23 protein-coding genes are annotated in these 24,473 nt (G+C 49.9%); 17 read left to right on the plus strand and 6 right to left on the minus strand.

Going from position 1 to position 24,473, the window contains the following annotated elements; all coding sequences use genetic code 11:
• The first annotated feature begins 21 nt into the window (after positions 1–21).
• The 6 genes from OIK42_RS16605 (at position 22) to OIK42_RS16630 (ending at position 5,185) form a co-directional block, all read left to right on the plus strand.
• A complete protein-coding gene (locus tag OIK42_RS16605) occupies positions 22–702 on the plus strand; it encodes a phosphoglycolate phosphatase (RefSeq protein ID WP_273642200.1) in 681 nt (226 codons plus the stop codon).
• Between the two features lie 164 nt (positions 703–866).
• Positions 867–1,652: a bifunctional demethylmenaquinone methyltransferase/2-methoxy-6-polyprenyl-1,4-benzoquinol methylase UbiE gene (gene ubiE / locus OIK42_RS16610; protein ID WP_273642201.1), complete on the plus strand. Its 786-nt coding sequence runs from the start codon at positions 867–869 to the stop codon at positions 1,650–1,652.
• Positions 1,652–2,275, plus strand: coding sequence for a ubiquinone biosynthesis accessory factor UbiJ (locus OIK42_RS16615; protein WP_273642202.1), 624 nt, complete (start codon positions 1,652–1,654; stop codon positions 2,273–2,275). Before ubiE ends, OIK42_RS16615 begins: the two co-directional genes overlap by 1 nt.
• A gap of 5 nt (positions 2,276–2,280) precedes the next feature.
• On the plus strand, positions 2,281–3,912 hold the full coding sequence (ubiB, locus tag OIK42_RS16620) for a ubiquinone biosynthesis regulatory protein kinase UbiB (protein WP_273642203.1): 1,632 nt from the start codon (positions 2,281–2,283) through the stop codon (positions 3,910–3,912).
• Between the two features lie 312 nt (positions 3,913–4,224).
• A complete protein-coding gene (gene cspE, locus OIK42_RS16625) occupies positions 4,225–4,434 on the plus strand; it encodes a transcription antiterminator/RNA stability regulator CspE (RefSeq protein ID WP_273642204.1) in 210 nt (69 codons plus the stop codon).
• Between the two features lie 142 nt (positions 4,435–4,576).
• On the plus strand, positions 4,577–5,185 hold the full coding sequence (locus tag OIK42_RS16630) for a hypothetical protein (protein ID WP_273642205.1): 609 nt from the start codon (positions 4,577–4,579) through the stop codon (positions 5,183–5,185).
• Positions 5,186–5,232: 47 nt separating this feature from the next.
• Here OIK42_RS16630 and cysK read toward each other — a convergent pair whose 3' ends face one another.
• The gene (gene cysK / locus OIK42_RS16635; protein ID WP_273642206.1) at positions 5,233–6,195 is read right to left on the minus strand and encodes a cysteine synthase A; all 963 of its coding nucleotides are present in this window, start codon (positions 6,193–6,195) and stop codon (positions 5,233–5,235) included.
• A 139-nt stretch (positions 6,196–6,334) separates the two neighbouring features.
• On the opposite strand from cysK, the gene OIK42_RS16640 reads away from it, so the two are divergent.
• Positions 6,335–6,793 carry an Lrp/AsnC family transcriptional regulator gene (locus tag OIK42_RS16640; RefSeq protein WP_273642656.1) on the plus strand — a complete coding sequence of 153 codons (459 nt, stop codon included), beginning with the start codon at positions 6,335–6,337 and terminating at the stop codon, positions 6,791–6,793.
• A gap of 73 nt (positions 6,794–6,866) precedes the next feature.
• Positions 6,867–8,045, plus strand: coding sequence for an acyl-CoA dehydrogenase (locus OIK42_RS16645; protein ID WP_273642207.1), 1,179 nt, complete (start codon positions 6,867–6,869; stop codon positions 8,043–8,045).
• A gap of 132 nt (positions 8,046–8,177) precedes the next feature.
• On the opposite strand, the gene OIK42_RS16650 is transcribed toward OIK42_RS16645, so the two are convergent.
• From OIK42_RS16650 to ubiD, 4 genes are all read right to left on the minus strand, one after another.
• Positions 8,178–9,206, minus strand: coding sequence for a substrate-binding periplasmic protein (locus OIK42_RS16650; RefSeq protein ID WP_273642208.1), 1,029 nt, complete (start codon positions 9,204–9,206; stop codon positions 8,178–8,180).
• Between the two features lie 21 nt (positions 9,207–9,227).
• Positions 9,228–10,571, minus strand: coding sequence for a M28 family metallopeptidase (locus tag OIK42_RS16655; RefSeq protein WP_273642657.1), 1,344 nt, complete (start codon positions 10,569–10,571; stop codon positions 9,228–9,230).
• Positions 10,572–10,630: 59 nt separating this feature from the next.
• Positions 10,631–11,326 (minus strand): NAD(P)H-flavin reductase, encoded by a 696-nt coding sequence (gene fre, locus OIK42_RS16660; RefSeq protein WP_273642209.1) that lies wholly within the window; start codon positions 11,324–11,326, stop codon positions 10,631–10,633.
• A 75-nt stretch (positions 11,327–11,401) separates the two neighbouring features.
• Positions 11,402–12,889 (minus strand): 4-hydroxy-3-polyprenylbenzoate decarboxylase, encoded by a 1,488-nt coding sequence (gene ubiD, locus OIK42_RS16665; protein WP_273642210.1) that lies wholly within the window; start codon positions 12,887–12,889, stop codon positions 11,402–11,404.
• Positions 12,890–13,159: 270 nt separating this feature from the next.
• Here ubiD and OIK42_RS16670 point away from each other — a divergent pair, with 270 nt between their 5' ends.
• From OIK42_RS16670 to OIK42_RS16710, 9 genes are all read left to right on the plus strand, one after another.
• Positions 13,160–13,402 (plus strand): TIGR02647 family protein, encoded by a 243-nt coding sequence (locus OIK42_RS16670; protein ID WP_105932794.1) that lies wholly within the window; start codon positions 13,160–13,162, stop codon positions 13,400–13,402.
• A 62-nt stretch (positions 13,403–13,464) separates the two neighbouring features.
• Positions 13,465–14,103, plus strand: coding sequence for a tetratricopeptide repeat protein (locus tag OIK42_RS16675; RefSeq protein WP_273642211.1), 639 nt, complete (start codon positions 13,465–13,467; stop codon positions 14,101–14,103).
• Positions 14,104–14,255: 152 nt separating this feature from the next.
• Positions 14,256–14,627 carry a VOC family protein gene (locus OIK42_RS16680; protein WP_273642212.1) on the plus strand — a complete coding sequence of 124 codons (372 nt, stop codon included), beginning with the start codon at positions 14,256–14,258 and terminating at the stop codon, positions 14,625–14,627.
• 240 nt (positions 14,628–14,867) lie between these two features.
• Positions 14,868–17,750 carry an insulinase family protein gene (locus tag OIK42_RS16685; RefSeq protein WP_273642214.1) on the plus strand — a complete coding sequence of 961 codons (2,883 nt, stop codon included), beginning with the start codon at positions 14,868–14,870 and terminating at the stop codon, positions 17,748–17,750.
• A gap of 155 nt (positions 17,751–17,905) precedes the next feature.
• Positions 17,906–20,269, plus strand: coding sequence for a ribonuclease R (gene rnr, locus OIK42_RS16690; protein ID WP_273642215.1), 2,364 nt, complete (start codon positions 17,906–17,908; stop codon positions 20,267–20,269).
• Positions 20,269–21,009, plus strand: a complete 741-nt coding sequence (gene rlmB, locus OIK42_RS16695; RefSeq protein WP_273642217.1) for a 23S rRNA (guanosine(2251)-2'-O)-methyltransferase RlmB — start codon at positions 20,269–20,271, stop codon at positions 21,007–21,009. Before rnr ends, rlmB begins: the two co-directional genes overlap by 1 nt.
• A 23-nt stretch (positions 21,010–21,032) precedes the next feature.
• Positions 21,033–21,665 carry a gamma-glutamylcyclotransferase gene (locus OIK42_RS16700; RefSeq protein ID WP_273642218.1) on the plus strand — a complete coding sequence of 211 codons (633 nt, stop codon included), beginning with the start codon at positions 21,033–21,035 and terminating at the stop codon, positions 21,663–21,665.
• A complete protein-coding gene (locus OIK42_RS16705) occupies positions 21,662–22,198 on the plus strand; it encodes a GNAT family N-acetyltransferase (protein ID WP_273642220.1) in 537 nt (178 codons plus the stop codon). The genes OIK42_RS16700 and OIK42_RS16705 overlap by 4 nt, the downstream gene beginning before the upstream one ends.
• A 123-nt stretch (positions 22,199–22,321) precedes the next feature.
• Positions 22,322–23,830, plus strand: a complete 1,509-nt coding sequence (locus OIK42_RS16710; protein ID WP_273642222.1) for a diguanylate cyclase domain-containing protein — start codon at positions 22,322–22,324, stop codon at positions 23,828–23,830.
• 39 nt (positions 23,831–23,869) lie between these two features.
• Here the strand turns inward: OIK42_RS16710 and OIK42_RS16715 are convergent, their stop codons facing one another.
• Positions 23,870–24,472, minus strand: a complete 603-nt coding sequence (locus OIK42_RS16715) for a peptidylprolyl isomerase (protein WP_273642223.1) — start codon at positions 24,470–24,472, stop codon at positions 23,870–23,872.
• Position 24,473: the final 1 nt, after the last annotated feature.

The raw sequence follows: 24,473 nt of genomic DNA on the forward strand, positions 1-24,473 counted from the left end.
GCGTAGGTGAGCATACATACTATGAAGAATATTCAGGTCAGCCATATATTGTTTGATTTAGACGGCACACTCATCGACAGTGTGCCGGATTTAGCCTACTGCGTTGATATCGCCATGCGCGAGGCCGGGTTGCCCGCCCGTGGTGAGCTCGCCGTACGTAATTGGGTGGGTAATGGGATTGAAAAACTGGTTGCAAGGGCGGTGTCCAACAGTGAACACGGCAATGCGGAACAGCCGTTATTCGATGTTGCCTTTAGCGCATTCCTCGCTGCTTATACGGCGAATAATGGCAAATACAGCAAGCTTTACGATGGGGTGTTAAGTACCCTGGACTGGCTTATCGATAATGGATACCGGTTGGCGTGCGTAACTAATAAAGCATCGGCCTTTACTTTGCCGCTATTACATCAAAAAGGGCTGGCCAGGTACTTTGATGTGGTGGTAAGTGGTGATACCTGCGGGCACAAAAAGCCCCATCCCGAGCCTCTCAATTATGCCTTACGCGCACTGCAAACAAGCGCCGATAAGGCAATTATGGTAGGTGACTCCAGAGCGGATATTCATGCCGCCAGAGCGGCCGGGTGTCCGGTCTATGCGCTGACTTATGGTTACAACCATGGCGAGGACATCAGTATCTATCAGCCAGACAAAATATTACAGTCACTGGTTGAGTTGCCGGCTATTCTGGGCGCGGGGCAATAAACCCCGTGTCAGGCGGTTTACGCCGCTAATGGTGATGGTAAGCGCCAGCGCTTTTCGTTACACTTGCTGAAGATATCATTAAAACAATGACACTGGGTCATCCCGTCAGACAGCGTCGCCTCTGAAGTCGGGATAGCAGCGGTCGGTATAAGAAGAATTTAGTTATGTCAGAACAACACGCTTCCTCGCAAAACGATGACGCACCAGCAGAACAATCTACCGATTTTGGTTTTCGTCAGGTCGACAGAAATAAGAAAGCGTCAATGGTGGCCGGGGTCTTTGACTCGGTCGCGGCAAAATACGATGTAATGAATGACTTTATGTCGATGGGCATCCACCGCCTTTGGAAGCGCTATACCATTGACTGTAGTGGTATTAAAACGGGTCAGAAAGTGCTTGATCTGGCTGGTGGTACTGGCGACCTGGCGGCCAGATTTTCGCGCTTGGTTGGCCCGACCGGCGAGGTTGTGCTGGCGGATATTAACCACTCCATGCTGTCGGTAGGACGCGATAAACTTCGTGATATGGGCATTGTAGGCAATGTTGATTATGTGCAGGCAAATGCCGAGGCGCTGCCATTTCCTGACAATCATTTTGATTTGGTGACGATGGCGTTTGGCCTCAGAAACGTCACCGATAAAGACAAAGCACTGGCGTCGATTTTTCGAATTCTGAAGCCGGGCGGACGCTTACTGGTGCTGGAGTTTTCTAAACCCACCAATGAATTACTGTCTAAAACCTATGACTGGTATTCTTTTAACGTGTTGCCCACCATGGGGCAACTGGTGGCTAACGACCGTGAGAGCTACCAGTATCTCGCCGAGTCAATTCGCATGCACCCTGATCAGGATACCCTTAAATCAATGTTTGAGCAGGCAGGCTTTGAACATTGCGATTACCAGAATCTCACCGGCGGAATCGTTGCCCTGCACCGGGGTTATAAATTTTAATGCCAACCGGACCCTTGCTGACTGCTGCGGCAGAAAATGCACTTAATCGTTTGTTGGCACTCGACCCCGATGCCCGGGCAGCGCTTAATGCGTTGCAGGGCAAGCGGCTCATTGTTGAGTTAACGGATGTCGCGCAGCGCTTTGCGTTGGTGTTTTCCAGTCAGATTGATGTTCTTTTGCTCAGCGATCCGGTCACTGAGGTCAGCAAGCATGAATGCATCATTAAAACCCGGCTGGCGGTGTTACCCAGTCTGCGTGACACTTCTCAACTGACGCGTTTAATTAAAGCCGGCGAGCTTGAAGTGCAGGGCGAGTTGGCGATAGCCCAGGATTTTTCGGCGGTATTGCAAAACCTGAACATTGATTGGGAGGAGCATCTGGCGGTTAAAACCAATGATGTCGTTGCCCATGAGGTGTTTTCGCTAATGGCTAAATTTGGTGAACGGTTGAAGTTAATGTCAGGTAAAGCCGAAGCGATACTTGGCAGTGCATTAACCGATGAAAAGCAGATAGCCGCTCACCGCCTGGCGGTGATTCATTTTTCTGATCAGGTCAGTGCGCTGCGCGATGACACTGAACGGTTAGCAGCACGCCTTGCCAGACTTGAGCGGAGTAAACAGTAAATATTATGCAGTTACTGAGGATTTACCAGATAAACCGGGTCATGCTGGAGCATGGTTTGGATGAACTGATCCCAACCAAGTGGCTACCCTGGTATGCACGTATTCTGCGCAAATGTTTGTTTTGGATCCGCAACCAGCATAAAGACAAAAGCGCCGGTGTCAGACTTACTCTGGCTCTGCAGGCTCTTGGGCCGGTTTTCATCAAATTTGGCCAGATGCTGTCGACCCGTCGTGATCTGCTCTCAGTGGATATCGCCAATGAACTGGCAATGTTACAGGACCGGGTGAAGCCGTTTGACACCGAACGTGCTCAGGACATCATAAAGCAGTCACTACAAATTCAATCCTTAAATGAGGTGTTCGCCACCTTCGAAGCCACCCCTCTGGCGTCTGCCAGTATTGCTCAGGTTCACGCTGCCCGGCTTAAAGAAGGCGATATTGATGTGGTGGTTAAAGTGCTGCGTCCGGACATTCGTAAAACCATCAAAGCGGATACCGAACTGATGTTAACCCTGGCCAGGGTTTTACAAAAATGGTTGCCGGACGGCAAACGCTTGCGGCCGGTAGAGGTGGTCAGAGAATATGAAAAAACCATCGTTGATGAGTTGGATCTGACACGTGAGGCCGCCAACGGTATGCAGTTAGGCCGCAATTTTGACGGCTCTGAAGCCCTTTATGTGCCACAGATTTACAGTGATTACTGCCGGCCCAACGTGTTGGTTATGGAACGCATATATGGCATCCCTATTTCCGATATCGATGCGTTAATTGCCCAGAACACCAATTTACGCATTTTGGCCGAACGCGGTGTTGAAGTGTTTTTTACCCAGGTATTCAGAGACAGCTTTTTTCACGCTGATATGCACCCGGGCAATATCTTTGTATCGCGGGACAATCCGGGGAACCCCCAGTACATTGCCATTGATTTTGGTATCGTGGGCACGCTGAACCAGGAAGACAAGCGTTACCTTGCGGAAAATTTCATTGCCTTTTTTAATCGCGATTATCGCAAAGTTGCGCAGTTGCATGCCGATTCAGGCTGGGTACCCTCCGACACTAACATCGACGAATTTGAAGGCGCGATACGCACAGTTTGCGAGCCCATTTTTCAAAAACCACTGGCTGAAATATCTTTTGGTAACGTGCTGGTGCAGCTATTTAATACCGCCCGGCGTTTCAATATGGTAGTGCAACCGCAATTAGTGCTGTTACAAAAAACCTTGTTGTATGTGGAAGGTCTGGGCAGACAACTGTATCCGCAACTCGACCTGTGGCAAACCGCCAAACCCTTTTTAGAAAAATGGATGCGTGAGCAAATTGGTGTAAAGGCAGTATTGACCAAGGTAAAGGCAAACCTGCCTTATTGGAGCGAAAAACTACCGGACATGCCGGAGTTGCTCTACGACACGCTTAAACAGGCAAAATACTTTCCGGAAAAGCAACTGCGTGCCAATGCACTGCTGCTGCAACAACAAAAGCAGGCGCAAAAAGCGCAGCATCTGAGTATCGTGGGGGCAACCTTTATTATTGTGGCGGCCATTGCGCCGCTTTATCCGCTCCACTGGAGCGTGTCTGGCGGGCTTGTGCTGCTTGGTTGCGGCTGCTGGTTGCGAGCCTGGTTGAAGGGGCGAAGCTAGCTACACTAAGGCTTTGCCGATTACTTTTATGAGTAAAATCAGCATCCCGGATTAACTCTCTAAATTAAATTTTGATGAAAAGTGCTTACTTTTTGTGATTTTAGTATCAATTTCTGTAGTGTGTGGTTATAGTGGTAATGTTCTTTAAGTAGTTGTGCTTCCGTTCGTTATTAACGTGGCGTAGTTGCAACCGTCGGATTGTTCTGGCGATGTATGATCCTGTAGTTAGTTTTGCCGTGAATCACCCCTAATTAAAGATGCAAGTTAGTGTCACGTGACACAAAGGTTTTAAGAGTTTTTTTGAGGTTTTTCATGTCTAAAGTAACTGGTACCGTTAAGTGGTTTAATGCTGAAAAAGGTTATGGCTTTTTAACGCAAGACGACGGCGGTAAAGACGTTTTTGTTCACTTCCGTGCTATCGTATCCGAAGGATACAAAACGCTGGTAGAAGGTCAAAAAGTTCAATTTGAAGTTGAACAAGGACAAAAAGGTCTGCAGGCGGCTAACGTAGAAGCCATCTAATGATTTATGAGGCCTCTACCGTTGGTAGGGGCCTTTTCTATTCTGAATGACCAGTCTGGGAATTCATCAGGATAAACTTCACGTTACCTCGTGAGTCATCGTCCTTCGCCTCGCTCGGTGCGTACAAATAGAGTATTGCAATATGATACGGCGGCTTTCCTGTTTATTCTTTATTTATAGCGTATTTGTTTCTGGCTTGGTGGCCGGTCAAAGTGAAGTTGTGGTGTCTTTTGCGGGCCAGCAACTGACAGCACAAGATATTCAGCCTGATGAACCCACCCGGCAAGCATGGCAGGATGATCCCATGCGCGCGGCGCGGCTCAATATTTACCGTTTCAGTAAAGCCTCTGAATTTATAGAGCGTCAGCTAATTAAAGATTACGCTGTCCGTCATGATCTGAGTGCAAACCCGGCATTTGTTGAATCCTTTAAAGCGGCCTTTGCAAGTGACACCTTAACCGGTGAACGGCTAGCCAGTCTGGCAGAATTTTCAGCCTTGCAGTTCGCCGTTGACAAGCATTTGTACGAGCGCCACGGTGGCCGCGTGATATTCGACCAGGCGCACCCAATGATGCCTATTGAAGGCTATTTTAATGTAGTACAACAGTATGTGGCAGCTGAGCAATTGGTGATTAATGATGAAACCATAGCGAAGATGCTGTGGCAGAGCTTCGCCCGTCCGAACGCCATTACCATGCAGCCAGATCAAATTGACTACACTGCGCCATGGTGGAATAAGATCACCCGATAACACTCGCGCATGCCTGTATCGCAGCCATACTGTACAAGTGAAAACGGTTACTCACAAAATAACGCGGTTGAGAAATACCGCTCTGCACCATCGGCTAAAATGGTAACAATATTTTTGCCATGATATTGCGGCATCGCCGCCAGGCAAAGAGCCGCATGTACCACTGCACCTGATGACAGGCCTACGGCCAGTCCTTCCTTGCGCGCCAGTTGTCTGGCCATGCTGATAGCATCATCGTCACTTACGGTAATAACCCGGTCGAGTATTTCTACCTTCATCCCTGCCGGTATATGACCCGGATTGATGCCCTGAATCTTGTGCTCACCACCGCGCCCCTGACTTAACAGCGGGCAGCTTTCAGGCTCGGCGGCGACGATTTGAATTGCCCGGTTACGGGCTTTGAGAAAAGTGCCGATGCCCGTTAACGTACCGCCAGTGCCCATGCCGGCAACGACGACATCAACCTTCCCGGCGGTATCATCCCATATTTCCTGACCAGTGGATTGCTGATGCGCCAAGGCATTGGCCGGGTTAGCAAACTGATCCATCGATACCGCACCGTCAAGTTGCTCAATCAGGCGTTCTGCCCTGGCGATAGCGCCGGGCATACCCTGCTCACGCGGTGTGGTAATCAGCGTGGCGCCATAGTGGCTAATGAGCTTTTGTCGCTCCACCGACATATGCTCGGGCATCACAATGGTAACGGCTATGTCGTATACCGCGCCAAGCCAGGCGCAGGCCACACCACTATTGCCCGAAGATGCTTCGACAATATGAGTCACCGGCGACTGATTATCTTGTTGCAGCGCGTTCAGCATCGCCAGCGCAGCACGGTCTTTTATTGAGCCTGCAGGGTTAAAATACTCTAATTTAGCCAGAATAGAGGCAGGATTGCTGGTGCCATTATGGATCCGGTTAAGCTTTACCATAGGCGTATTGCCAATCGTCTCGACAACACTGTCGAGTACTCTGTCTTGTCTGATAGGTGTTGTAATATTTGGATTAAGCATAACACTCACTTATTCATGCAGGGTAACAAAGCATTATTATGAGGGGATAGGGTTAGAAGGATTTGCTAATCTTTTTTGTAAGTGGCAATATTTGTGCAATATATGGTCTTTTGGTGTTGTTAAATTGGAAAAATTTTCTATAGATAAAATTGATAGGGGAATTCTTAACCTTTTACAGCACGACGCGGATCTCTCCGTTCAGCATATTGCAGAGCAGGTTGGACTTACCGTTACACCGTGCTGGCGAAGAATACAGCGTTTACAACAAAAGGGCGTTATCACCCGCAAAGTAGCATTACTCGATGCAGCACTACTGGGGCTTAACCTAACCGTGTTTGTGCAGGTGAAAGCCGGCCGCCACGACGAGCAGTGGCTGGCCGAATTTGCCCATCACTGCGCAGCCTTCGAAGAGATTGTTGAGTTCTACCGGATGTCTGGTGAATATGATTATATGCTCAAGGTAGTAGTGGCCGATATGCAGCGCTTTGACCACTTCTACAAGCGTTTGATCAAGGGAATGCCCATGGGGGATGTCACCTCGAGCTTTGCGATGGAGCAAATAAAGTATACTACGGCACAGCCGTTAACCGGGTTATAAGTGGTGTGCGTCACTGACCGTGGCCGTTGCCACTAATTTAATTGCAATAATTGACAAAAATGAGGGCCCACTAATGTCGGTTAATCCCTATTGGCAGGATCTCCTGTTACTTGATAAGCAGCTTAACGAAGATGAACGCCTGTTGCGCGATGCAGCCCGGGAGTTTTGTCAGCAGGTGCTGCAACCCGGCATCTTACAGGCGAACCGCGAAGGGCGTTTTGACCCTTCCCTGATGCGCCAGTTCGGTGAGCTGGGATTGCTGGGTGCTACCATCGAAGGCTATGGCTGTGCCGGTGTGAGTTACATTGCCTATGGCCTGATAGCCCGCGAGGTCGAGCGTGTCGACAGTGGCTATCGTAGCGCTATGAGCGTGCAGTCGTCGCTGGTAATGCACCCCATTTACCAGTTCGGTAGTGACGCCCAGAAAGCACAGTATTTACCCCAGCTCGCCAGCGGCGAGCTAATTGGGTGTTTTGGTTTAACCGAGCCTGATGCCGGCTCAGATCCGGCGAGTATGAAGACCCGGGCGACGCCGGTTGAAGGGGGGTATCGGTTGAATGGCAGTAAGATGTGGATCACTAACTCGCCGATTGCCGATGTGTGTGTGGTATGGGCGAAAAACGCCGCCCTGGACGACGCCATTTGCGGATTCATTGTTGAGCGTGGCATGCAAGGGCTGAGTACGTCAGAAATTGAAGGCAAAATGTCGCTAAAGGCATCGATTACCGGTGAAATTGTTATGGATAACGTATTTGTGCCGGAGGCTAACTTACTCCCGAAGGTGACCGGTCTCAAAGGCCCGTTCAGTTGTTTGAACATGGCGCGCTACGGCATAGCCTGGGGCGCCATGGGCGCTGCAGAGTTTTGTTGGCATGCGGCAAGACAATATGGTTTGGACCGCACGCAATTTGGTAAACCGTTGGCGCAAACGCAGTTGTTTCAGACTAAGTTAGCAGACATGCAAACCGAAATAACTCTCGGTTTGCAGGCTGCGCTGCGCGTCGGTCAGTTAATTGACAGCGGGCAGTTTGATCCGGCGATGATCTCCCTCATAAAGCGCAACAATTGCGCTAAAGCGCTCGATATTGCCCGTAAAGCAAGGGATATGCACGGCGGCAATGGAATCGCCGATGAGTACCATATAATGCGCCATATGGTGAACCTGGAAACGGTTAACACCTACGAAGGCACCTATGATATTCATGGTTTAATTTTGGGCCGGGCGCAGACCGGGTTGCAGGCCTTTTTCTGACCGCCGGGCAATCACCTAAACCCACCCCGGGCCAGTGTGCTTTGCCGGCCCGGGGCTGTTTATAGCATTACCGTTGCATTCATTTGGCAACGCTCAATTGGCAGCCATCATGAGGGCCAGTCACCAGGCTATTTACCAGCGCTTTAACATTCCTTTGTACACTTCATGGTCGAGCAACGATGGGCGCGGCAACGCGCGTGTGTTGGATAAGGCCTGTTGGGCGGATTGCCAGTCAGGGTAGGCTTTACCATCAATATAAAATAACGATGCCGTGCCGGTAGGGGTCTTGTCGAGCGGTACCACCTCTTTCAGTGACATCGGCGCCGGACCTTCATGATGTGCGTCAGCTGTGGTAATCCAGTCTGCAGTGCCATCAGCGTTAATGTCTTTTGACGTCCAGGTGATAGCCATAATCTTATTAAAGCGCCCGTCTTTTTGTATGGTTGCTATGTAGGCGTCAAAGTCGTTGAGGATCTGTTGCGCATTGGGATAGTCTTTACGGATACTGAGAGTAAAACCGCTTGTAATAAGTGGTTTGGGCGATAAAAACAGCGGCTGCTCGGCGCTATCGGCCAGCAAGCGGTTAAATTCAGCGAGAATCAAACCATCCTCCAGGGCATAGTCTGCACGGCCTTCTGATAGCTGTTTAAACATATCCAGCACAGTGGGGTTGCGGGCCCATGAAACTGCTTTAACCCGGCGTAGTTCGGTTGAGTTAGCAATGCTATTGGTGGTGGCAACGCGACTGTTGGGGATGTGCGAGAACTGGCTTACCTCATCGAGCGTATGCTCACGACTGGCCAGATAAAGATGTGAAGGCAGGTAGGTCTTACTAAAGAGCAGATTGTCGCGGCGATCCTGAAGATTAAAATGGGCATACTCGCCATCATAACGGCCCGTCAGCAGGCCGCTGCCGGAGAAGGCCGGCCGGTCTGTCTCAAGGAGCACGTCCACATTGATGGCGGCAAATGCGTTGGTGATGAGTTGGTTAAGTCGTGCCGAGGGCGCACCAGGCTCTTCCGCTACCATCGTTGGCAAGGGGTTGGCCACTAACTTTAGTGGCGACTGGGCAATGCATTGAAAGCCCCACAGACTACATAAGAGCAGGCTGCCGAGCTTGCCAGCTTGCCTGAACTTACCAACCCATACCATGTTTATCATATACAGCCTATATCTGATTGTTTACTCACCGAAAGCACCTGCCGCGCCCGGGAAGACCACCGGACTTTCAAAGCCCTCTTTACTGACACTGGCGACCCCGAAAAAGTAGTTATCAATAACAATGTTTTTCAGGGTGAATTCATTGACGTCGCCAACGAAACGGCTGAACTGCCATTGCGGTGCATCGGTATATCGCCAGTAGATTTTGTAACCGGCTAACTGTGGGTTCTGGGATTTCTCCAGCGGTGCCCAGCTCAGGGTAGTCGAAGGCTGTACTGCGCCTTTTATCGACACTTCCTGTGGTGGGCTGGGGGCCCAGGCCATGCCCGCCAGACTTACTGCGTTAAGCGCGGTAAGTTTTGCTGCATAGTCAAAGTTAACGCCGTCGAGGGTATCGCCATACTCAATACCATTTTCGGTACGCAGATCCTGGTGTTGACGAGTGTAGTTTTCGTTGGTTTCCATAATTCGTACACCCGGGTAACCTAAATCGTTGAACGGGCGATGATGACCGCCGCGGCCAAAACGATCGAGCCGGTAAATTACCATGGTGTCGAGGTTTTCTATATAGCGGTCTGCCATTAAATCAATGTAGCGCGCCAAATTGCGGCTTGGCGAGTCAACTTCGCCACCGGTAAAGCGGCGGATCCGGCCTTCGCGCTCGGTTTCAGTCTGACGGGTACCTTCGGCAAAGATGCGTGCAGTGGTGTTATTTATCACCCCGTTAACGCCTTCAATATTGCCAATCATGTCATTATTAAGTACGGCTTTTAAACGCCAGCCTTCTTTTTGGGCTTGTTCGGCCAGAATTTTACCGCCAAATAAACCCTGTTCCTCACCGGAGAGGGCTGCGTAAACAATGCTGCCATTGAAGCGGTACTGACTCAGCACGCGCGCCGCTTCGAGGGTGCCGGCCACACCAGAGGCATTGTCATTGGCACCGGGGGAGTCCGCTGTGGCGTTCATCACATCGGAGACGCGCGAATCAATATCACCAGACATTAATACGTAGCGATCCGGATCGCTAATACCTCGTTGAATGGCAATGACGCTGACGACTTCTACGGGTTCAGGAATTCGACTTTCATTGTCGATGGTGGCTGAGCTGTAATACACCTCAAGGCAATTACCGCAGGCGGCTGATATCCGCTCAAACTCGGCTTTAACCCAGCGTCGTGCGGCGCCGATCCCGCGCGTGTCAGACTCGGTTTCAGAAAGAGTATGGCGGGTGCCGAAACTCACTAATCTGGTGATATCCTGCTCAATTCGTGCCGCTGATATATCCGCGGCAATATCGTGCAGCTGTGGTTGGTCAACGTAGTCAAGCTGATCTGCCTGCAGCGTTAAACTAACGCCAGCGGCCATGAGTAAGAGTGGGCGTATTATTGTCATTGTTACCACCTGAGTGTGTATAGTTTAAAAATTTAAATAAAAGCGTAAGCGTCGCCAAACAGCGAATCCTTGCCCAGGCCGCGGGCAAAGAAGTCGTCACGGGCGACCTTGGCCATATCGAAGCGGCCAGCAATATAAACCTGAATACCTGACATATCTGCATAGTCGGCGAGCACAGCATGGTGAACCCACCCTTTGCGGCCTTGCCAGTCGTCGCTGGCGTTTTCCACTACCGGAATAAAGGTAAGGTGTGGATGATGGGCTGCCAGTGACACCAGTTCGTCGTGGTAATACAGATCTTCAACGTGCTTAGCACCCCAGTACAAAGTGATGTCGCGCTGAGGATTATCTTTTAGTGATTGCATCAAAATTGAATAGGTGTACGAAAAGCCGGTTCCGCCCGCAACGAGTACAATCGGCGTATCGCCGTCTTGCAACACGGCCTGACCGTGACCGCCGGATACAAAAATGGCCTTTTCCTGACGCATACGTTCAAGCACTTCGCCAGCGTAAGCATTACCCGGCTCCGCCCCGATGTGTAATTCCAGACGGTTATTGTCGTGCGCCGCATTGGCAATTGAAAACGGGCGTTGATCGTTTTCGTCCATGTGTACTAAAACATACTGCCCTGACTGAAAATCGAAAGAAACGTCGGGGGTTAAATCCACCCGGAAAACAGTTTTGGTCAGTGGGGCTATTCCCTCAACCTGGCATCTAATTTGTGACATGTATACTGAATCTCTTAATGTTTATACCCGGCGCAAGGGCGGGTTGTTGTGTTTACTGTGTTCGTTATGACGTGACTAATCCGCAGTCGCTTTGCCCGGCATAATGCCAAGCTCGTCCCAGATCTCATCGACCCGGCGTTTCACCGCTTCATCCATCACAATGGGCGCTCCCCACTCCCGATCGGTTTCACCCGGCATTTTGTTCGTGGCGTCCAAACCCATTTTCGAGCCTAAACCAGAGACCGGCGAAGCAAAATCAAGGTAGTCAATCGGTGTGTTTTCAATCATTACTGTATCACGAGCTGGATCCATTCGGGTAGTAATCGCCCAAATCACGTCTTGCCAGTCTCTGGCGTTCACATCGTCATCGCATACCACCACAAACTTTGTATACATAAATTGACGTAAAAAAGACCATACGCCCATCATGACCCGCTTAGCATGGCCCGGATATTGTTTTTTCATGGTGACCACCGCCATACGGTAGGAGCAACCTTCGGGGGGTAAATAAAAATCGACAATTTCGGGAAACTGTTTTTGCAAAATAGGCACAAAAACTTCATTCAGCGCAACACCCAGAATCGCCGGTTCATCAGGCGGTCTGCCGGTGTAGGTAGAATGGTAAATCGGGTCGTGACGATGGGTGATATGCGTCACGGTAAAAACCGGGAACTCGTCTACTTCATTATAATAACCCGTATGATCGCCATAGGGGCCTTCGGGGGCGGTTTCATCTTGCGCGATGTAGCCTTCCAGCACTATTTCGGCGCTGGCGGGCACCTGCAGATCGTTGCTTACCGATTTTACGACTTCGGTTTTATCGCCGCGCAATAGTCCGGCAAAAGCATATTCAGACAGCGTATCGGGTACTGGCGTAACCGCCCCCAGGATAGTTGCCGGGTCGGCGCCCAGCGCCACTGATACCGGATAGGGTTCGCCCGGATGAGTTTGACACCACTCGCGAAAATCAAGCGCGCCGCCGCGGTGTGAGAGCCAGCGCATAATAAGCTTATTTTTGCCCAGTACTTGCTGGCGATAGATGCCCAGATTCTGGCGTTTTTTGTGCGGCCCGCGTGTCACGGTGAGTCCCCAGGTAATAAGCGGCGCCGCATCACCTGGCCAGCAGTGTTGTACCGGCAGCTTGGTTAAATCCACATCATCGCCGCTAAGCACAACTTGCTGACAAGGGGCTTTGCGTACTTCTTTGGCCGGCATGTTGAGTACCTGCTTAAACACCGGTAGCTTATCCCACAGATCTTTAAGCCCTTTAGGCGGCTCCGGTTCTTTTAAATAAGCGAGTAATTTACCGACTTCGCGCAGCGCCGATACCGAATCCTGGCCCATGCCAAGCGCCACGCGTTCGGGGGTGCCAAACAGGTTCATCAATACCGGCATATCAAAGTTCTCCGGATTTTCGAACAATAATGCCGGGCCTCCTGCACGAAGCGTTCTGTCGGCAATCTCGGTCATCTCCAGTTTGGTGCTTATCGGGCGGGTAATGCGCACCAGATCACCGTTTTTTTCCAGTTGACTAATGAAGTCACGTAAATCTTTGTATTTCATAGTGCGTGGTTACCCCAACCGCTGTTTTAAGGCTATCGCATGAGTATACCATTATTGCTGGTGAGCCGATCACCGCTGGTGGACAATTCAGCGTAAAGCCAAAAAATTTACCTTCGCATAATCAGCTTCTACACTTAGCTGTGAATGCATGTTTTATGCTGTCGTGTGTCTTTGATTTAGGTTAAATAAAAGTAAATATCATCATGACTTGTCACCTAAACAGGCGCATACTAAATAAAAATAGAATGACAATTACTGCCTGGAGTGCCTATGGCTTTTTCCCACGACGTTATCGAAGAATTAAACCTGCTGCTAAAATTTCCTGCTGAAAGTTTGATGCAGGGGCTGAAAATTCACCACGATGCTACGCAGTCGATAGTAGAAGCCGCCGCCCGGCTTTATTCAAAGGGATTGATTACCCAGGTTGATGGCGGTTACCTGACCGATTTGGGTATCGATGTGGTTGAACATACCCGCCGTATAAACAGTGCAATGAATATTAAATTTAATTAGGTTTTTGCGCCGCTGGCCGATAAAAACGGATGTCAGCGGTCATTAAACTGAAAGAAGGTGTTATGCAGAGCAAAACTTTATCATTATTGATCATTATATTATCTGGTCTGTGGTTGAGTAGTGCAGAGACGGTTAATGCACAGGAAATTAAAGCGGTTCAGCTGTATACCCAGGATGAGCTGATTAATTTGATTAACCGTAATGAACACCTCGATCGGGTTGTGCTGGACCGGTGTCAGCTAAATCGCGACATTGAGGCGCGCGCCGAAGTGTTAAAAGTGCCGGCATATCAGTTTTTGTGGGGCGATATGTTAGCGTGGGGCGTTTGCCTGGAAGCCGATCCTGAGCGCGGCGTCGACTTTATGCGCCAGGCGGCTAATCAGGGATTACCCGCTGCCCTGGAACAACTGGGACGCTACTACAGCCAGGGAAAGTTAGTGCAACAGGACCGCAAGCAGGCGGTTATTTACTTACGCGAAGCCTCCGCGCTGGGTAATCTCAAAGCACAAATGCAACTGGCAGAGTTATTCATTGATGGCCATGGCTCACCCTATGATTATCAGGATGCCTACCAATGGCTTTACAATGCGGTCACCAACGATAAACAAACCCATCAGACAATTGCGAATTATTTAGCACAACTCGAAAAGTTAATGCATCCGCGTGCGGTAAGGGCGGCGCGTACGCCGCTGGACTCATAGCAATTTACCCACTATCGCGCTGTTAAAGCCCGGCTAAACAGCAGGCGCTGGCGCATGCTACCAGATGTAATTTAACAACCTTGCAATTGTGTAAAAAATAGTCAATATTGAGTTTTATTACCACGTGACGATTTTAAGCAGGGAGCGAGACAATGGAACTTGGCGCATTTTCAGTGAGTTTGGCGGTTAAAGATATCAACGCGTCCAGGGCATTTTACGAAAAGCTTGGTTTTACTGAATTCGGTGGCAATCTTGCGCATAACTACCTGATTATGAAAAACGGCCCGCATGTTATTGGCCTGTTTCAGGGTATGTTTGAAGGGAATGTTTTAACCTTTAATCCGGGCTGGGATCAGGATTGCAACAGCCTGTCGTCATTTACCGATGTCAGAGATATCGAGTCCGCCCTGAAAGACGGTGGCGTGACCTTAACCAAATCAACCCAGCCAGGCACCACGGGGCCAGAAAGTATTGCCGTGCTGGATCCTGATGGTAATGCTATTTTAATCGACCAGCACCTGTAGCGACTGGTCATTGTTCACGACGCTCGTCATGGTAATCACACTTTTCCTCAGTTTAGCCAGCTGTTCGCTGGGTCCTATGCCGTAATCAAACTTTCGTGCCTTCAGGTCAGTCGTTTTACTGACATATTTGTTTACAATCGATTTATAAGCCAGAGTAGCGTGCTGCAATGCTTTAAATTATGGTGTGTTTTGGTAAGTACCCACCAATTTTTCAGAAAGTTGTAAAAGGTAACAATATACATGAACAAATTTATTATCGCCGGCGCTGCGTCGGTTGCTTTGTTAGCAGGCTGCGCAGCAGAAAAAGCGCAGCAAACACAAGGCGCAGGCACCGCACTTAAAAGCACACCGGCAAGCGTCATTGTGTCGCCTAACGATGACCGGCAATATGCCACTTTTACCCTGCCAAACCAGTTAGAAGTGATGCTGGTTTCCGATCCGGCGGCTGAGAAATCGGCGGCTTCTTTGAGTGTGAGTGTAGGGTTGTTGCACGATCCAATGACACAACAGGGGATGGCGCATTATTTAGAGCATATGCTGTTTTTAGGCACAGAGCGTTACCCTGATACCAAAGGGTATACAGATTTTATGACCGCCAACGGCGGTCAGCATAACGCCTACACGTGGTTAGATATTACCAACTATATGTTCAAGGTGAATAACCCTGCATTTGATGAAGCGCTGGATCGTTTTTCTGATTTTTTCAAAGCGCCCAAACTGTATCCGGAATATACCGATAAAGAAAAGAATGCGGTTAATGCAGAGTGGTCAATGCGCCGTGAAATGGATTACTTTGGTCAGTTTAAACTGGCCCGCAACCTGATGGGCGAGCATCCGGCAAACCGGTTTTTAATTGGCAACCTCGAAACCCTCGGTGACAAAGAAGGAAGTGTATTACACACGGAGACCGTTGAGTTTTACGAGCGTTATTATTCGGCCAATATCATGAAACTGGCGATGATCAGTAACCGTCCACTGGACGAAATGAAAGCGCTGGCCGCGGAATATTTTGGCGCCATTGAAAACAAAAATATTGAAGATCCCACGGTTACCGACAAGCTGGATTTTTCAGTTGTTGGCGGTAAGCGCATCCATTACGTCCCGAATGAAGATGTTAAGCAACTCAATATTGACTTTACCATCGAAGACAACAGCGATCAGTTCGCGTATAAACCAAATCGGTTTCTGTCTTATCTGATTGGTTCTGAGATGCCCGGAACGCCGGCTTATCAGCTTAAAGCAATGGGCCTTATTTCTAATTTAAACGCGTCGGCGTCGCCGACCATGTACGGCAATTATGGCTCTTTTAGTATCGCCATTGATTTGACCGATGCCGGTATGCAAAACCGTGAGGCGATCGTTGCCACGGTTATGCAGTACATCGAGTTGATTCGTGAGCAAGGTGTCGATGAAAAATACTTCAGCGAAATAAAAACCAGCCTCAATAACCGTTTCCGTTTCCTCGAAAAGTCCGATGAGTTTGGCTATGTGTCGAACCTCGCTGCGGCGATGCAGGAGGTACCCGCTCAGCTGGCGGTTGCCTCGCCTTATTACTACGAAGCGTTTGATGCCGATGCTATTGAGAATGTGCTGGATCAGCTAACGCCGGAGCGAGTGCGAATTTGGTACATCAGCAAGAATGAGCCGACCGACAGTCAACTGCATTTTTATGACGGTAAATATCAGGTCGCCACTATCAGTGAAGAAGAAAAAGCCAGCTGGCAACAAGCGCCGCAGATTGCGCTGAGCTTACCTGCAGTGAACACATTGTTGCCCGAAGAATTCACTGTGAAAACCCAACCGCCACAGGACAAACCCGAACTGGTTATTGATAATAATGACGTGAAGGTTTGGTATTACCCCAGTCAGGCGTTTGGTGAGCAGCCCCGTGGTGAAATGACGGTATATATCAATAACGGTATGCCCGAGACCGATGCCAAAGCCACTGTTATGACCGCATTGTGGACCGATTTATACAACCTGCAACAAAGTGCGCTGATGACGGAAGCGGGTATCGCTGGTATGTCGATGCGCCTTAGCGATGGCAACGGTATTAGTTTACGCATCGGCGGCTTTACTGACAAACAGCCAGAGCTGTTGACGACTGCATTGGATGCGCTGGTGGTCGACGTTAATGCGCAAAACTTTGCCCAGGCAGTGGATCGCTATATCCGCGGGCTGCAGAACCAGGGCAAACGGTTCCCGTTCTATCAGGCATTCGATGCGTACAACAACATTATCCGCGAGGGGAATTTTAATACTGAGCAATTAATTGAAGCGGCTCAGGGGCTGACTCCCAAGGATATGCAAGCGTTTATGCAAGTATTGCTGAGTCGTAATCAACTGCGCATTTTTGCCTTTGGCAATTATGACAAGGCTGATTTGAACAATGCGGTAGAACGTGTGTTAGCGGCGCTGCCGGACGAGCGCACCACAGTGCCCTACGATTTTCGTCAGTACTGGCAGCCGCAACCGGGCCAAAAGCTGGTGTGGCAGGAGGATCTTAGCGTCGCTGATGTGGCGGTCATCGATATGATGGTACACCCTGAACCAGGCTACGCGACGCGCGCCGCGGCGACCGTGTTACGTGGTCACTTCAGAAGTGCCGCGTTCGATAAATTGCGCACCGAAGAACAGTTAGCCTACGCAGTAGGCGGCTTAGCGGCGGGAATTGGTGATTACACGGGTTTTGCCATGTATATCCAAACCCCGGTTAAAGACGTAGCGGCCATGCAGCAACGCTTTGAGCAGTTTAAAACTGAGTACGTAGACATGCTGGGCGCACTGACCGAGGAAGAGTTTGCTCAGCTAAAAACCAGTGTATTGGTCACACTTAAAGAAGCGCCGAAGAATATGCGCGACGAGGTAGTGCCATTTATGACAGACTGGTATCGCGAAAAGTTTGACTTCGACAGTGAGCAGCAGCTGATTGATGCCGTTGAAAAGGTCACCATGGAAGATATTAAACAGTTTTATCAGCATACTATGCTAAATGATGAGGCTGCCCATGTGTCGGTGCAATTGCGCGGAACCAGTTTTGTTGAGCAACCCTTTGCCGATATTAAAGGCGCGACAAAGATAACCAGTCTCGCTGAATTTCATGCTGACATGAAAACACAATAGCCATTACTAACATGCTAAAAACACCCCCGGTACGCCGGGGGTTTTGTTATCCGGCGGTTATTTTCCCTCAATTCGCAAATTGTCTTGCTCATTGAGTGTTTAACCACCGCAATTAGTATTATACTGGCAGCAATTAAACAACAAATTGAGTTTATATGACTGATGATCCGCACTACGAGCGGGAAAAAGCGAAATATGAAAATCCTGTTGCCAGCCGAGAGTATTTGCTGGAAACGCTAAAAGAACATGGCAAGCCCATGAGCTTTATGGATATTTGCCAAAGTGTTAACGCACAAGATGAAGACAGCCGTATCGGCATTCAACGGCGTCTGCGGGCCATGGAACGCGAAGGCCAAATACAGTTTACCAAGCAAAAACGCTATGCTGTCCTCAAACAGGAGCAGTTGATCCGCGGGCGCATTATTGGCCACCGCGACGGGTTCGGTTTTTTACGACCCGATGACAATTCCGGTGACTTGTTTATCAGTGCCGGACAAATGCAAATGTATTTGCACGATGACAAAGTAGAAGCCCGCGAGAGCGGCACAGACCGACGTGGTAAACGTGAGGCCTATATTAACCAGGTGGTCGAGCCACGCAGCGAGCCAATCGTCGGCCGCTATTTTACTGAAGACGGTATGGGTGTTGTGATTCCCGACGACAGCCGCATTAACCACGAAATTATTATTCCCCCCGAACATACCCATGGTGCCCGACAGGGCCATGTTGTTGTGGTAGAACTTACCCAGCGCCCACGACGGCGGGTGAGCCCGGTGGGGCGCATTGTCGAAGTACTTGGCGAGCACATGGCGCCCGGCATGGAAATCGAAATGGCGTTGCGCAGTTTTGATATTCCTCACGAGTGGCCCAAAGGCATTCAGCGTCAGATCGAAGGGTTAACTGATTCGGTTAACGAAGACGACAAAATTGGCCGGGTTGATTTGCGCCAACTGCCGTTGGTAACTATTGATGGTGAAGATGCCCGCGACTTCGACGATGCAGTGTTTTGCGAACCGCTGGATGACGGCGGATGGCAGCTTTGGGTGGCAATTGCTGATGTCAGTCAGTACGTGACACCGGGCAGTGCACTGGATGCTGAAGCCATTAACCGGGGCAACTCGGTTTACTTCCCGGAACAGGTTGTGCCCATGTTACCGGAAGTACTATCGAACGGCTTGTGTTCACTCAACCCGCAGGTAGACCGTCTGTGTTTAGTGTGTGAAATGACCATAAGCGCCGCCGGTAAACTCGATAGCTATCAGTTTTACGAAGCAGTAATGAACTCGCACGCGCGTCTGACCTATACCAAAGTGGGCCAGATCCTCGACGGCAACAAAGAATTGCATCAACGTTATGCAGAACATGTTCCGCATTTACGGCATTTGCATGACTTATACCGGGCCCTTAAAAAAGCCCGTGCGCAGCGCGGTGCCATTGAGTTTGAAACGCAGGAAGTAAAGTTCGTCTTTAATGCGCAGCGCAAAATCGAGAATATTGTGCCGATCGAGCGCAATGACGCGCATAAGCTCATTGAAGAGTGCATGATCATGGCAAACGTCAGTGCGGCGCTCTACATTGAAGATAACAAGGCTCACGCGCTGTTTCGTGTGCATGATAAGCCCGATGCTGATCGCTTGACGACCTTTACGTCCTATCTGAGCGAAGTGGGTGTATCCCATCGCATTGTCGAAGGCGCAACGCCGGCCGATTTCACCGATGTGGTGAAAAAAACCCGGGACCGTCCGGATCAGGAATTGATCCAGACCATGTTACTGCGCTCAATGAAGCAAGCGATTTATGATGGCGACAATCTTGGTCACTTTGGCCTGGCGCTTGAGGCGTATGCGCATTTTACATCGCCAATTCGTCGTTATCCTGATTTGGTTGTACATCGCACCATTAAAGCCATTCTGAAGAAACACGGCCACACGGTGCATGGCGCAAAAGCCTACAGTGAGGCTGAGATCGATCAACTGGGCGAACAGTGCTCCATGACCGAACGTCGGGCTGATGATGCCACACGCGACGTTGCAGACTGGCTGAAATGCGAGTTTATGCAGGATCATGTCGGTGAAACCTTTGAAGGCGTGGTAGCTTCGGTCACTAACTTTGGTTTGTTTGTACGCATTACCGAATATCATATCGATGGCCTGGTGCACATTACCTCGCTGGACGATGATTATTATCGCTATGATGACGTCAAGCAGTGCTTAAGTGGCGAAAGTGGCGCAAGGCAATATCGCCTCGGTGACCAGCTTGAAGTCAAAGTGGCCGCGGTCAACCTGGATGAACGCAAGATAGATCTGGTGTTAGACAACAAATGGTTGCAGGCACAAGGCGGCAAAAAAGGTAAAGGCGGCGGCAGACGTGCAAGTGGTGAAACACCCCAAAAAGGGAAAGCGCCGGCTAAGCACAGCAGCAGTAAGCGTAAGAGCGAGTCAGGCGGTAAATCACGACCAGCCTCGAAGAAGCGTGGCTCCAGCAGTAAGAACAAGCAATCTAAAGGTACAAAGCGCTAATGGCACAGCAAGAATGGTTGTACGGTTTGCATGCAATGCAAGCCGTGGTGGAAAATGAGCCTGAAAGGCTGATCGAAGTGTGGGTACTGAAAGGCCGCAACGACGAACGTTTGGTTAATATTGTTAATCAGGCGCGCCGCTTTGGCGTGTCAGTTCAGTTTTGCCATCGTAAAGCACTGGATGAAAAGGTTAACGGCGAGCAGCATCAGGGCATTGTAGCCCGGGCTAAAGCGGCACGCACGCTGGACGAAAAAGACCTCGACAAGCTGATAAGTAATACCGCGTCCCCGCTGCTTTTGGTGCTCGACGGTGTCACCGACCCGCATAATATTGGCGCCTGTTTACGCACCGCTGATGCCGCTGGTGCGCACGCGCTCATCGTACCCAAAGATAAATCAGGTGGCTTAACCGCGACGGCGCGAAAAGTCGCCTGTGGCGCGGCCGAGATTGTGCCATTTATTCAGGTTACTAACCTTGCCAGAACCCTTAAAGAGCTTCAGCAGCAAGGGGTTTGGGTTATTGGTACAGCCGGCGAAGCAGAGCAATTGATTTATCAAACGAAAATCACTGGTCCGACGGCGCTGGTGATGGGCGCTGAAGGTAAGGGGATGCGTCGTTTAACCCGTGAAACCTGTGATGAACTGGTTAAACTGCCCATGGCAGGCAGCGTATCGAGCCTCAATGTGTCGGTGGCAACGGGCATCTGCCTGTACGAAATCGTTCGACAACGCAGTGTATAACGAATCCCAGAGAGTAGCAGTCAATGAAAACGCTTGTTGAACTTGAACGTTGGATTCATGCTATCGATGAGCCGCATATTGTATTGGGCTATGGCAGTCTGATGAACGGCGATTCGCGTCGCCGACACTCAGATATTCCCCATCAGGGCATTGAAGTAGAAATCTTCGGTTTTGAACGAGCCTGGATCACCCGCTCTCAATCAGAAATGCAAACCTATGTGGGTGCAACGGCAAAGCCAGACAGCTGGCTTAATGCACAGCTGGTGCCCACCCTGCTAGACCCGGCTTTACAAAAACGCGAGCAGGACTATCAGTTTACGCCGGTCGCGCTGGAGCAGCTTAACTTTGAGCTTGAAAGCGATGTTACCAAACGACTGACCGAGTGGTTAAGCCAACGTGATATCTGGATTTGCGAGTCGTTAGCAATGCAACCGCCTGAACCTGATTTTCCGGTTAATCAAAGCTATATCGATACCTGTCTGGCGGGCTGCCTTGAGCTGGGCGGTATGGCGGCAGCGCAGCGATTCATTGATTCAACCCGGGGTTGGGATCACAACCGCTGCAATGATCGCAGTGACCCTCGCTATCCCAGAGCCGCTAACGTCAGCAGCGAAATGCAGGCAGTCATTGATACCATGCTGCAAGCGAACGGATGATGGACAGTCATGAACGGATGACAGACAGTCATCATCACCATGGCCGAATCCGTTTGCGACGTCTGACCCGGCACGACATTGATTTTATTCTGGCTGTTACCAGTGACGCTGAGTGGCTTAAATTTATTGGTGATCGTGGGGTAAATGATAGCGTTGGCGCACAGCAGTACATCAGCGCCTCGGGTGACAGCTTTGCTGACAGTGGTTATGGACTATGGGTGGTTGAGACCGAACAGGTGGCCGGCGATAGTCGTATTGGCTTGTGTGGATTCATCCGGCGCCCATTTTTGGCCTATCCGGATCTGGGCTATGCGTTTTTACCCCATGGTCGCGGTCAGGGCTTTGCCACCGAAGCCGTGCAGCTGGTACTCAACTGGGCGAGGGACACGATACGCTGCCAGCGTGTAAGCGCAATTTGTCGCAGCGACAATACCGCCTCTGTGCGGCTTTTAACGCGCGTGGGATTTACCCGAATTGGTCAGCTATATCAACCTGATTTGCCTGTTCACGAGCTGTACCTGCATTCAAAATAAGCGCGTTGCTGTGCGTTTTTTGTTCATCTCGTATGCTACACTGAGATAAAATACCAGTCATTAATTGTTGTGGTGGGCTGCTACCTCTACCATTGTGTCTGCAAATCAGGAGCATGGATAGCCTTGAGTTTATTGATCGCTTTAAAAAATCGATTAACCCTCATAAGTCAGCAACATGGCCGCAGGCTGACACTGGTGGCAATATTGCTGTTTCTTACTTTCGACTTCATTGCCCTGTCGCTCAATGTCTGGCTGTCTTACCGAATCGAAAGTTCAGCCATAAATATCAATCTCGCCGGTCGACAACGAATGCTTAGTCAGCGGCTGGTAAAAGGGCTGTTGATGATGGAACAGTCTCGCCTGAATGAGCAGATGTACCTGTCTTCGCTTAGCGAAGTAAATGATGCATTTGTCCGCTTCGACCAGACCTTAGACAGCTTTTACCGTGGCGGGACTACGTTATCAGCCGCCAGAGATACGATTCAAATTGAGCCGCTCAAAAGTGATGCCACAGTAAAGCTTGTTCATGAAGCAATGCGGGAGTGGACACCGTTAAGACAAAAAGTGCGGCAGCTTATCGGCCGTGAGTTTGATGATCTGCTGCTGCGGCAGGCCATTGAGGTGGCACAGCAAAAAAATAATATTCTGCTAAAAATAATGAACCAGCTCACCATTGAACTGGAGCGGGAAACTAAGCAGGAAGCTATGGCAATCCGCTTTTATCAGGGGTTAGCGTTTTTCCTCGCCATCATCAACGTTTGTGTTGCTATTGTTATGTACCGACTGCGGGTGCAAGAGGCTGACCATTCCGTTGATTTGGTGCATAACATCATGAACCGGATTGCCTCAGGTATTATCGTTGTTGATCAGAACCAGACGATCATTCGGGCAAATACGGTAATTGCTGATATGTGCGGGTACGATCTCAATGAGCTCAGTGGTTACAAGCTCATTCGACTGCTGCAAGAGCATGACGGAGAAATGTACGGGGTCAAAAAGCAGGGCGAAAAGTTTCATTGTCAGGTAGAAAGCAGTGACGTATTTATTGGCAATAACCCCGTCATTGTTTACACCATTATCGACGATAGTCAGCAACTTGCCCAGCAACAAGCGTTGACGAAGCTGGCCTACCATGACCAACTCACCGGCTTACCCAATCGCTACCTGTTTCATGACCGTCTGTCGGTTGAAATCAAGCACGCTCGCCGGCGCGTCGAAAACATGGCACTGGTCTTTATTGATTTAAATGGCTTTAAGGTCGTCAACGATCGCTACGGGCATAAATTCGGCGACTTATTGCTGGCTAAAGTCGCCAGACGAATGAAAAAAACAGTCCGTAAATCTGACACGGTAGCCAGGCTGGGTGGCGATGAATTTACCCTGTTAATGACAGATGTGAATTCCCCGACACAGTGTAAACAAATGATTGAGAAATTGCTGGCTGCAGTGTGTAAACCTTATCTTATTAATGACGCTTTGGTAGACGTTGGCGCCAGTGTAGGGGTGGCTTGTTTTCCGGCAGATGCCGATAACGAACAGGATCTGCTCAGTCTCGCAGATAAGGCGATGTATGTGTCTAAAGCCACCGGCGAAAGCCGCATTACTTTCGCCAATGAGAGCCTGCTGCAATAATTCTGCTGCAGCGCGAGTGGTTGAGATAGTGGCACGCACCTACATGATTGGGGGCAGAACCGTGGCCTTTTTAAGGATGACATTTTCGACCGGGGCGTCGGCAAAGCCTAACAATGCTTTATATTCAGTTTCTACTTCGCCCATGGCGTCTACCACGTCATAACCCTCGACGACAGTGCCAAACACGGTATACCCCCACGTGCGGCCCGGATCCAGATTGTCGTTGTCATCAAGGTTAAAAAAGAATTGCCGCGTCGCGGTATGCGGATCGTTCTGACGCGCCATTGCCACAGTGTAGCGTTCATTTTTCAAACCATTTCCCGACTCGTTAAAGATAGCCGGATACGAGGACTTTTCTTCGTAATCAAGGGTGTACCCGCCGCCCTGAACGATGTAGCCGGAGATAATCCGTTGGAACAGCGTGTCGTCATAGCTGCGCTTATCGACATAGCGCAAAAAATTATTCACAGTGATAGGCGCACGACGGCGGTCAAGCTCGATTACGATGTCGCCCATGGAGGTTTCCAGCTTTACCCGTGGATAGTAATTGTCAGGCTGAACGTGAGAGCCATCGTCTGTTTTTTTGGCAGCGAGGCTCGGAGCGGAGAGTAGAATGAGCGAAAAAAAGAGTGCTTTTAGCATG

It is taken from the genome of Alteromonas gilva (assembly GCF_028595265.1).
Lineage (GTDB): Bacteria > Pseudomonadota > Gammaproteobacteria > Enterobacterales > Alteromonadaceae > Alteromonas > Alteromonas gilva.

Bases quoted from the DNA above. Each gene is read 5' to 3' on its own strand.
- cysK (WP_273642206.1), bottom strand. From the start codon at position 6,195: ATGCTTAATCCAAATATTACAACACCTATCAGACAAGACAGAGTACTC.
- OIK42_RS16675 (WP_273642211.1), top strand. From the start codon at position 13,465: ATGCAGAGCAAAACTTTATCATTATTGATCATTATATTATCTGGTCTG.
- OIK42_RS16685 (WP_273642214.1), top strand. From the start codon at position 14,868: ATGAACAAATTTATTATCGCCGGCGCTGCGTCGGTTGCTTTGTTAGCA.
- OIK42_RS16715 (WP_273642223.1), bottom strand. From the start codon at position 24,472: ATGCTAAAAGCACTCTTTTTTTCGCTCATTCTACTCTCCGCTCCGAGC.
- ubiB (WP_273642203.1), top strand. From the start codon at position 2,281: ATGCAGTTACTGAGGATTTACCAGATAAACCGGGTCATGCTGGAGCAT.
- OIK42_RS16670 (WP_105932794.1), top strand. From the start codon at position 13,160: ATGGCTTTTTCCCACGACGTTATCGAAGAATTAAACCTGCTGCTAAAA.
- rnr (WP_273642215.1), top strand. From the start codon at position 17,906: ATGACTGATGATCCGCACTACGAGCGGGAAAAAGCGAAATATGAAAAT.
- fre (WP_273642209.1), bottom strand. From the start codon at position 11,326: ATGTCACAAATTAGATGCCAGGTTGAGGGAATAGCCCCACTGACCAAA.
- OIK42_RS16605 (WP_273642200.1), top strand. From the start codon at position 22: ATGAAGAATATTCAGGTCAGCCATATATTGTTTGATTTAGACGGCACA.
- OIK42_RS16630 (WP_273642205.1), top strand. From the start codon at position 4,577: ATGATACGGCGGCTTTCCTGTTTATTCTTTATTTATAGCGTATTTGTT.
- OIK42_RS16700 (WP_273642218.1), top strand. From the start codon at position 21,033: ATGAAAACGCTTGTTGAACTTGAACGTTGGATTCATGCTATCGATGAG.
- OIK42_RS16680 (WP_273642212.1), top strand. From the start codon at position 14,256: ATGGAACTTGGCGCATTTTCAGTGAGTTTGGCGGTTAAAGATATCAAC.
- ubiD (WP_273642210.1), bottom strand. From the start codon at position 12,889: ATGAAATACAAAGATTTACGTGACTTCATTAGTCAACTGGAAAAAAAC.
- ubiE (WP_273642201.1), top strand. From the start codon at position 867: ATGTCAGAACAACACGCTTCCTCGCAAAACGATGACGCACCAGCAGAA.
- rlmB (WP_273642217.1), top strand. From the start codon at position 20,269: ATGGCACAGCAAGAATGGTTGTACGGTTTGCATGCAATGCAAGCCGTG.
- OIK42_RS16705 (WP_273642220.1), top strand. From the start codon at position 21,662: ATGATGGACAGTCATGAACGGATGACAGACAGTCATCATCACCATGGC.
- OIK42_RS16615 (WP_273642202.1), top strand. From the start codon at position 1,652: ATGCCAACCGGACCCTTGCTGACTGCTGCGGCAGAAAATGCACTTAAT.
- OIK42_RS16650 (WP_273642208.1), bottom strand. From the start codon at position 9,206: ATGATAAACATGGTATGGGTTGGTAAGTTCAGGCAAGCTGGCAAGCTC.
- OIK42_RS16645 (WP_273642207.1), top strand. From the start codon at position 6,867: ATGTCGGTTAATCCCTATTGGCAGGATCTCCTGTTACTTGATAAGCAG.
- cspE (WP_273642204.1), top strand. From the start codon at position 4,225: ATGTCTAAAGTAACTGGTACCGTTAAGTGGTTTAATGCTGAAAAAGGT.
- OIK42_RS16655 (WP_273642657.1), bottom strand. From the start codon at position 10,571: ATGGCCGCTGGCGTTAGTTTAACGCTGCAGGCAGATCAGCTTGACTAC.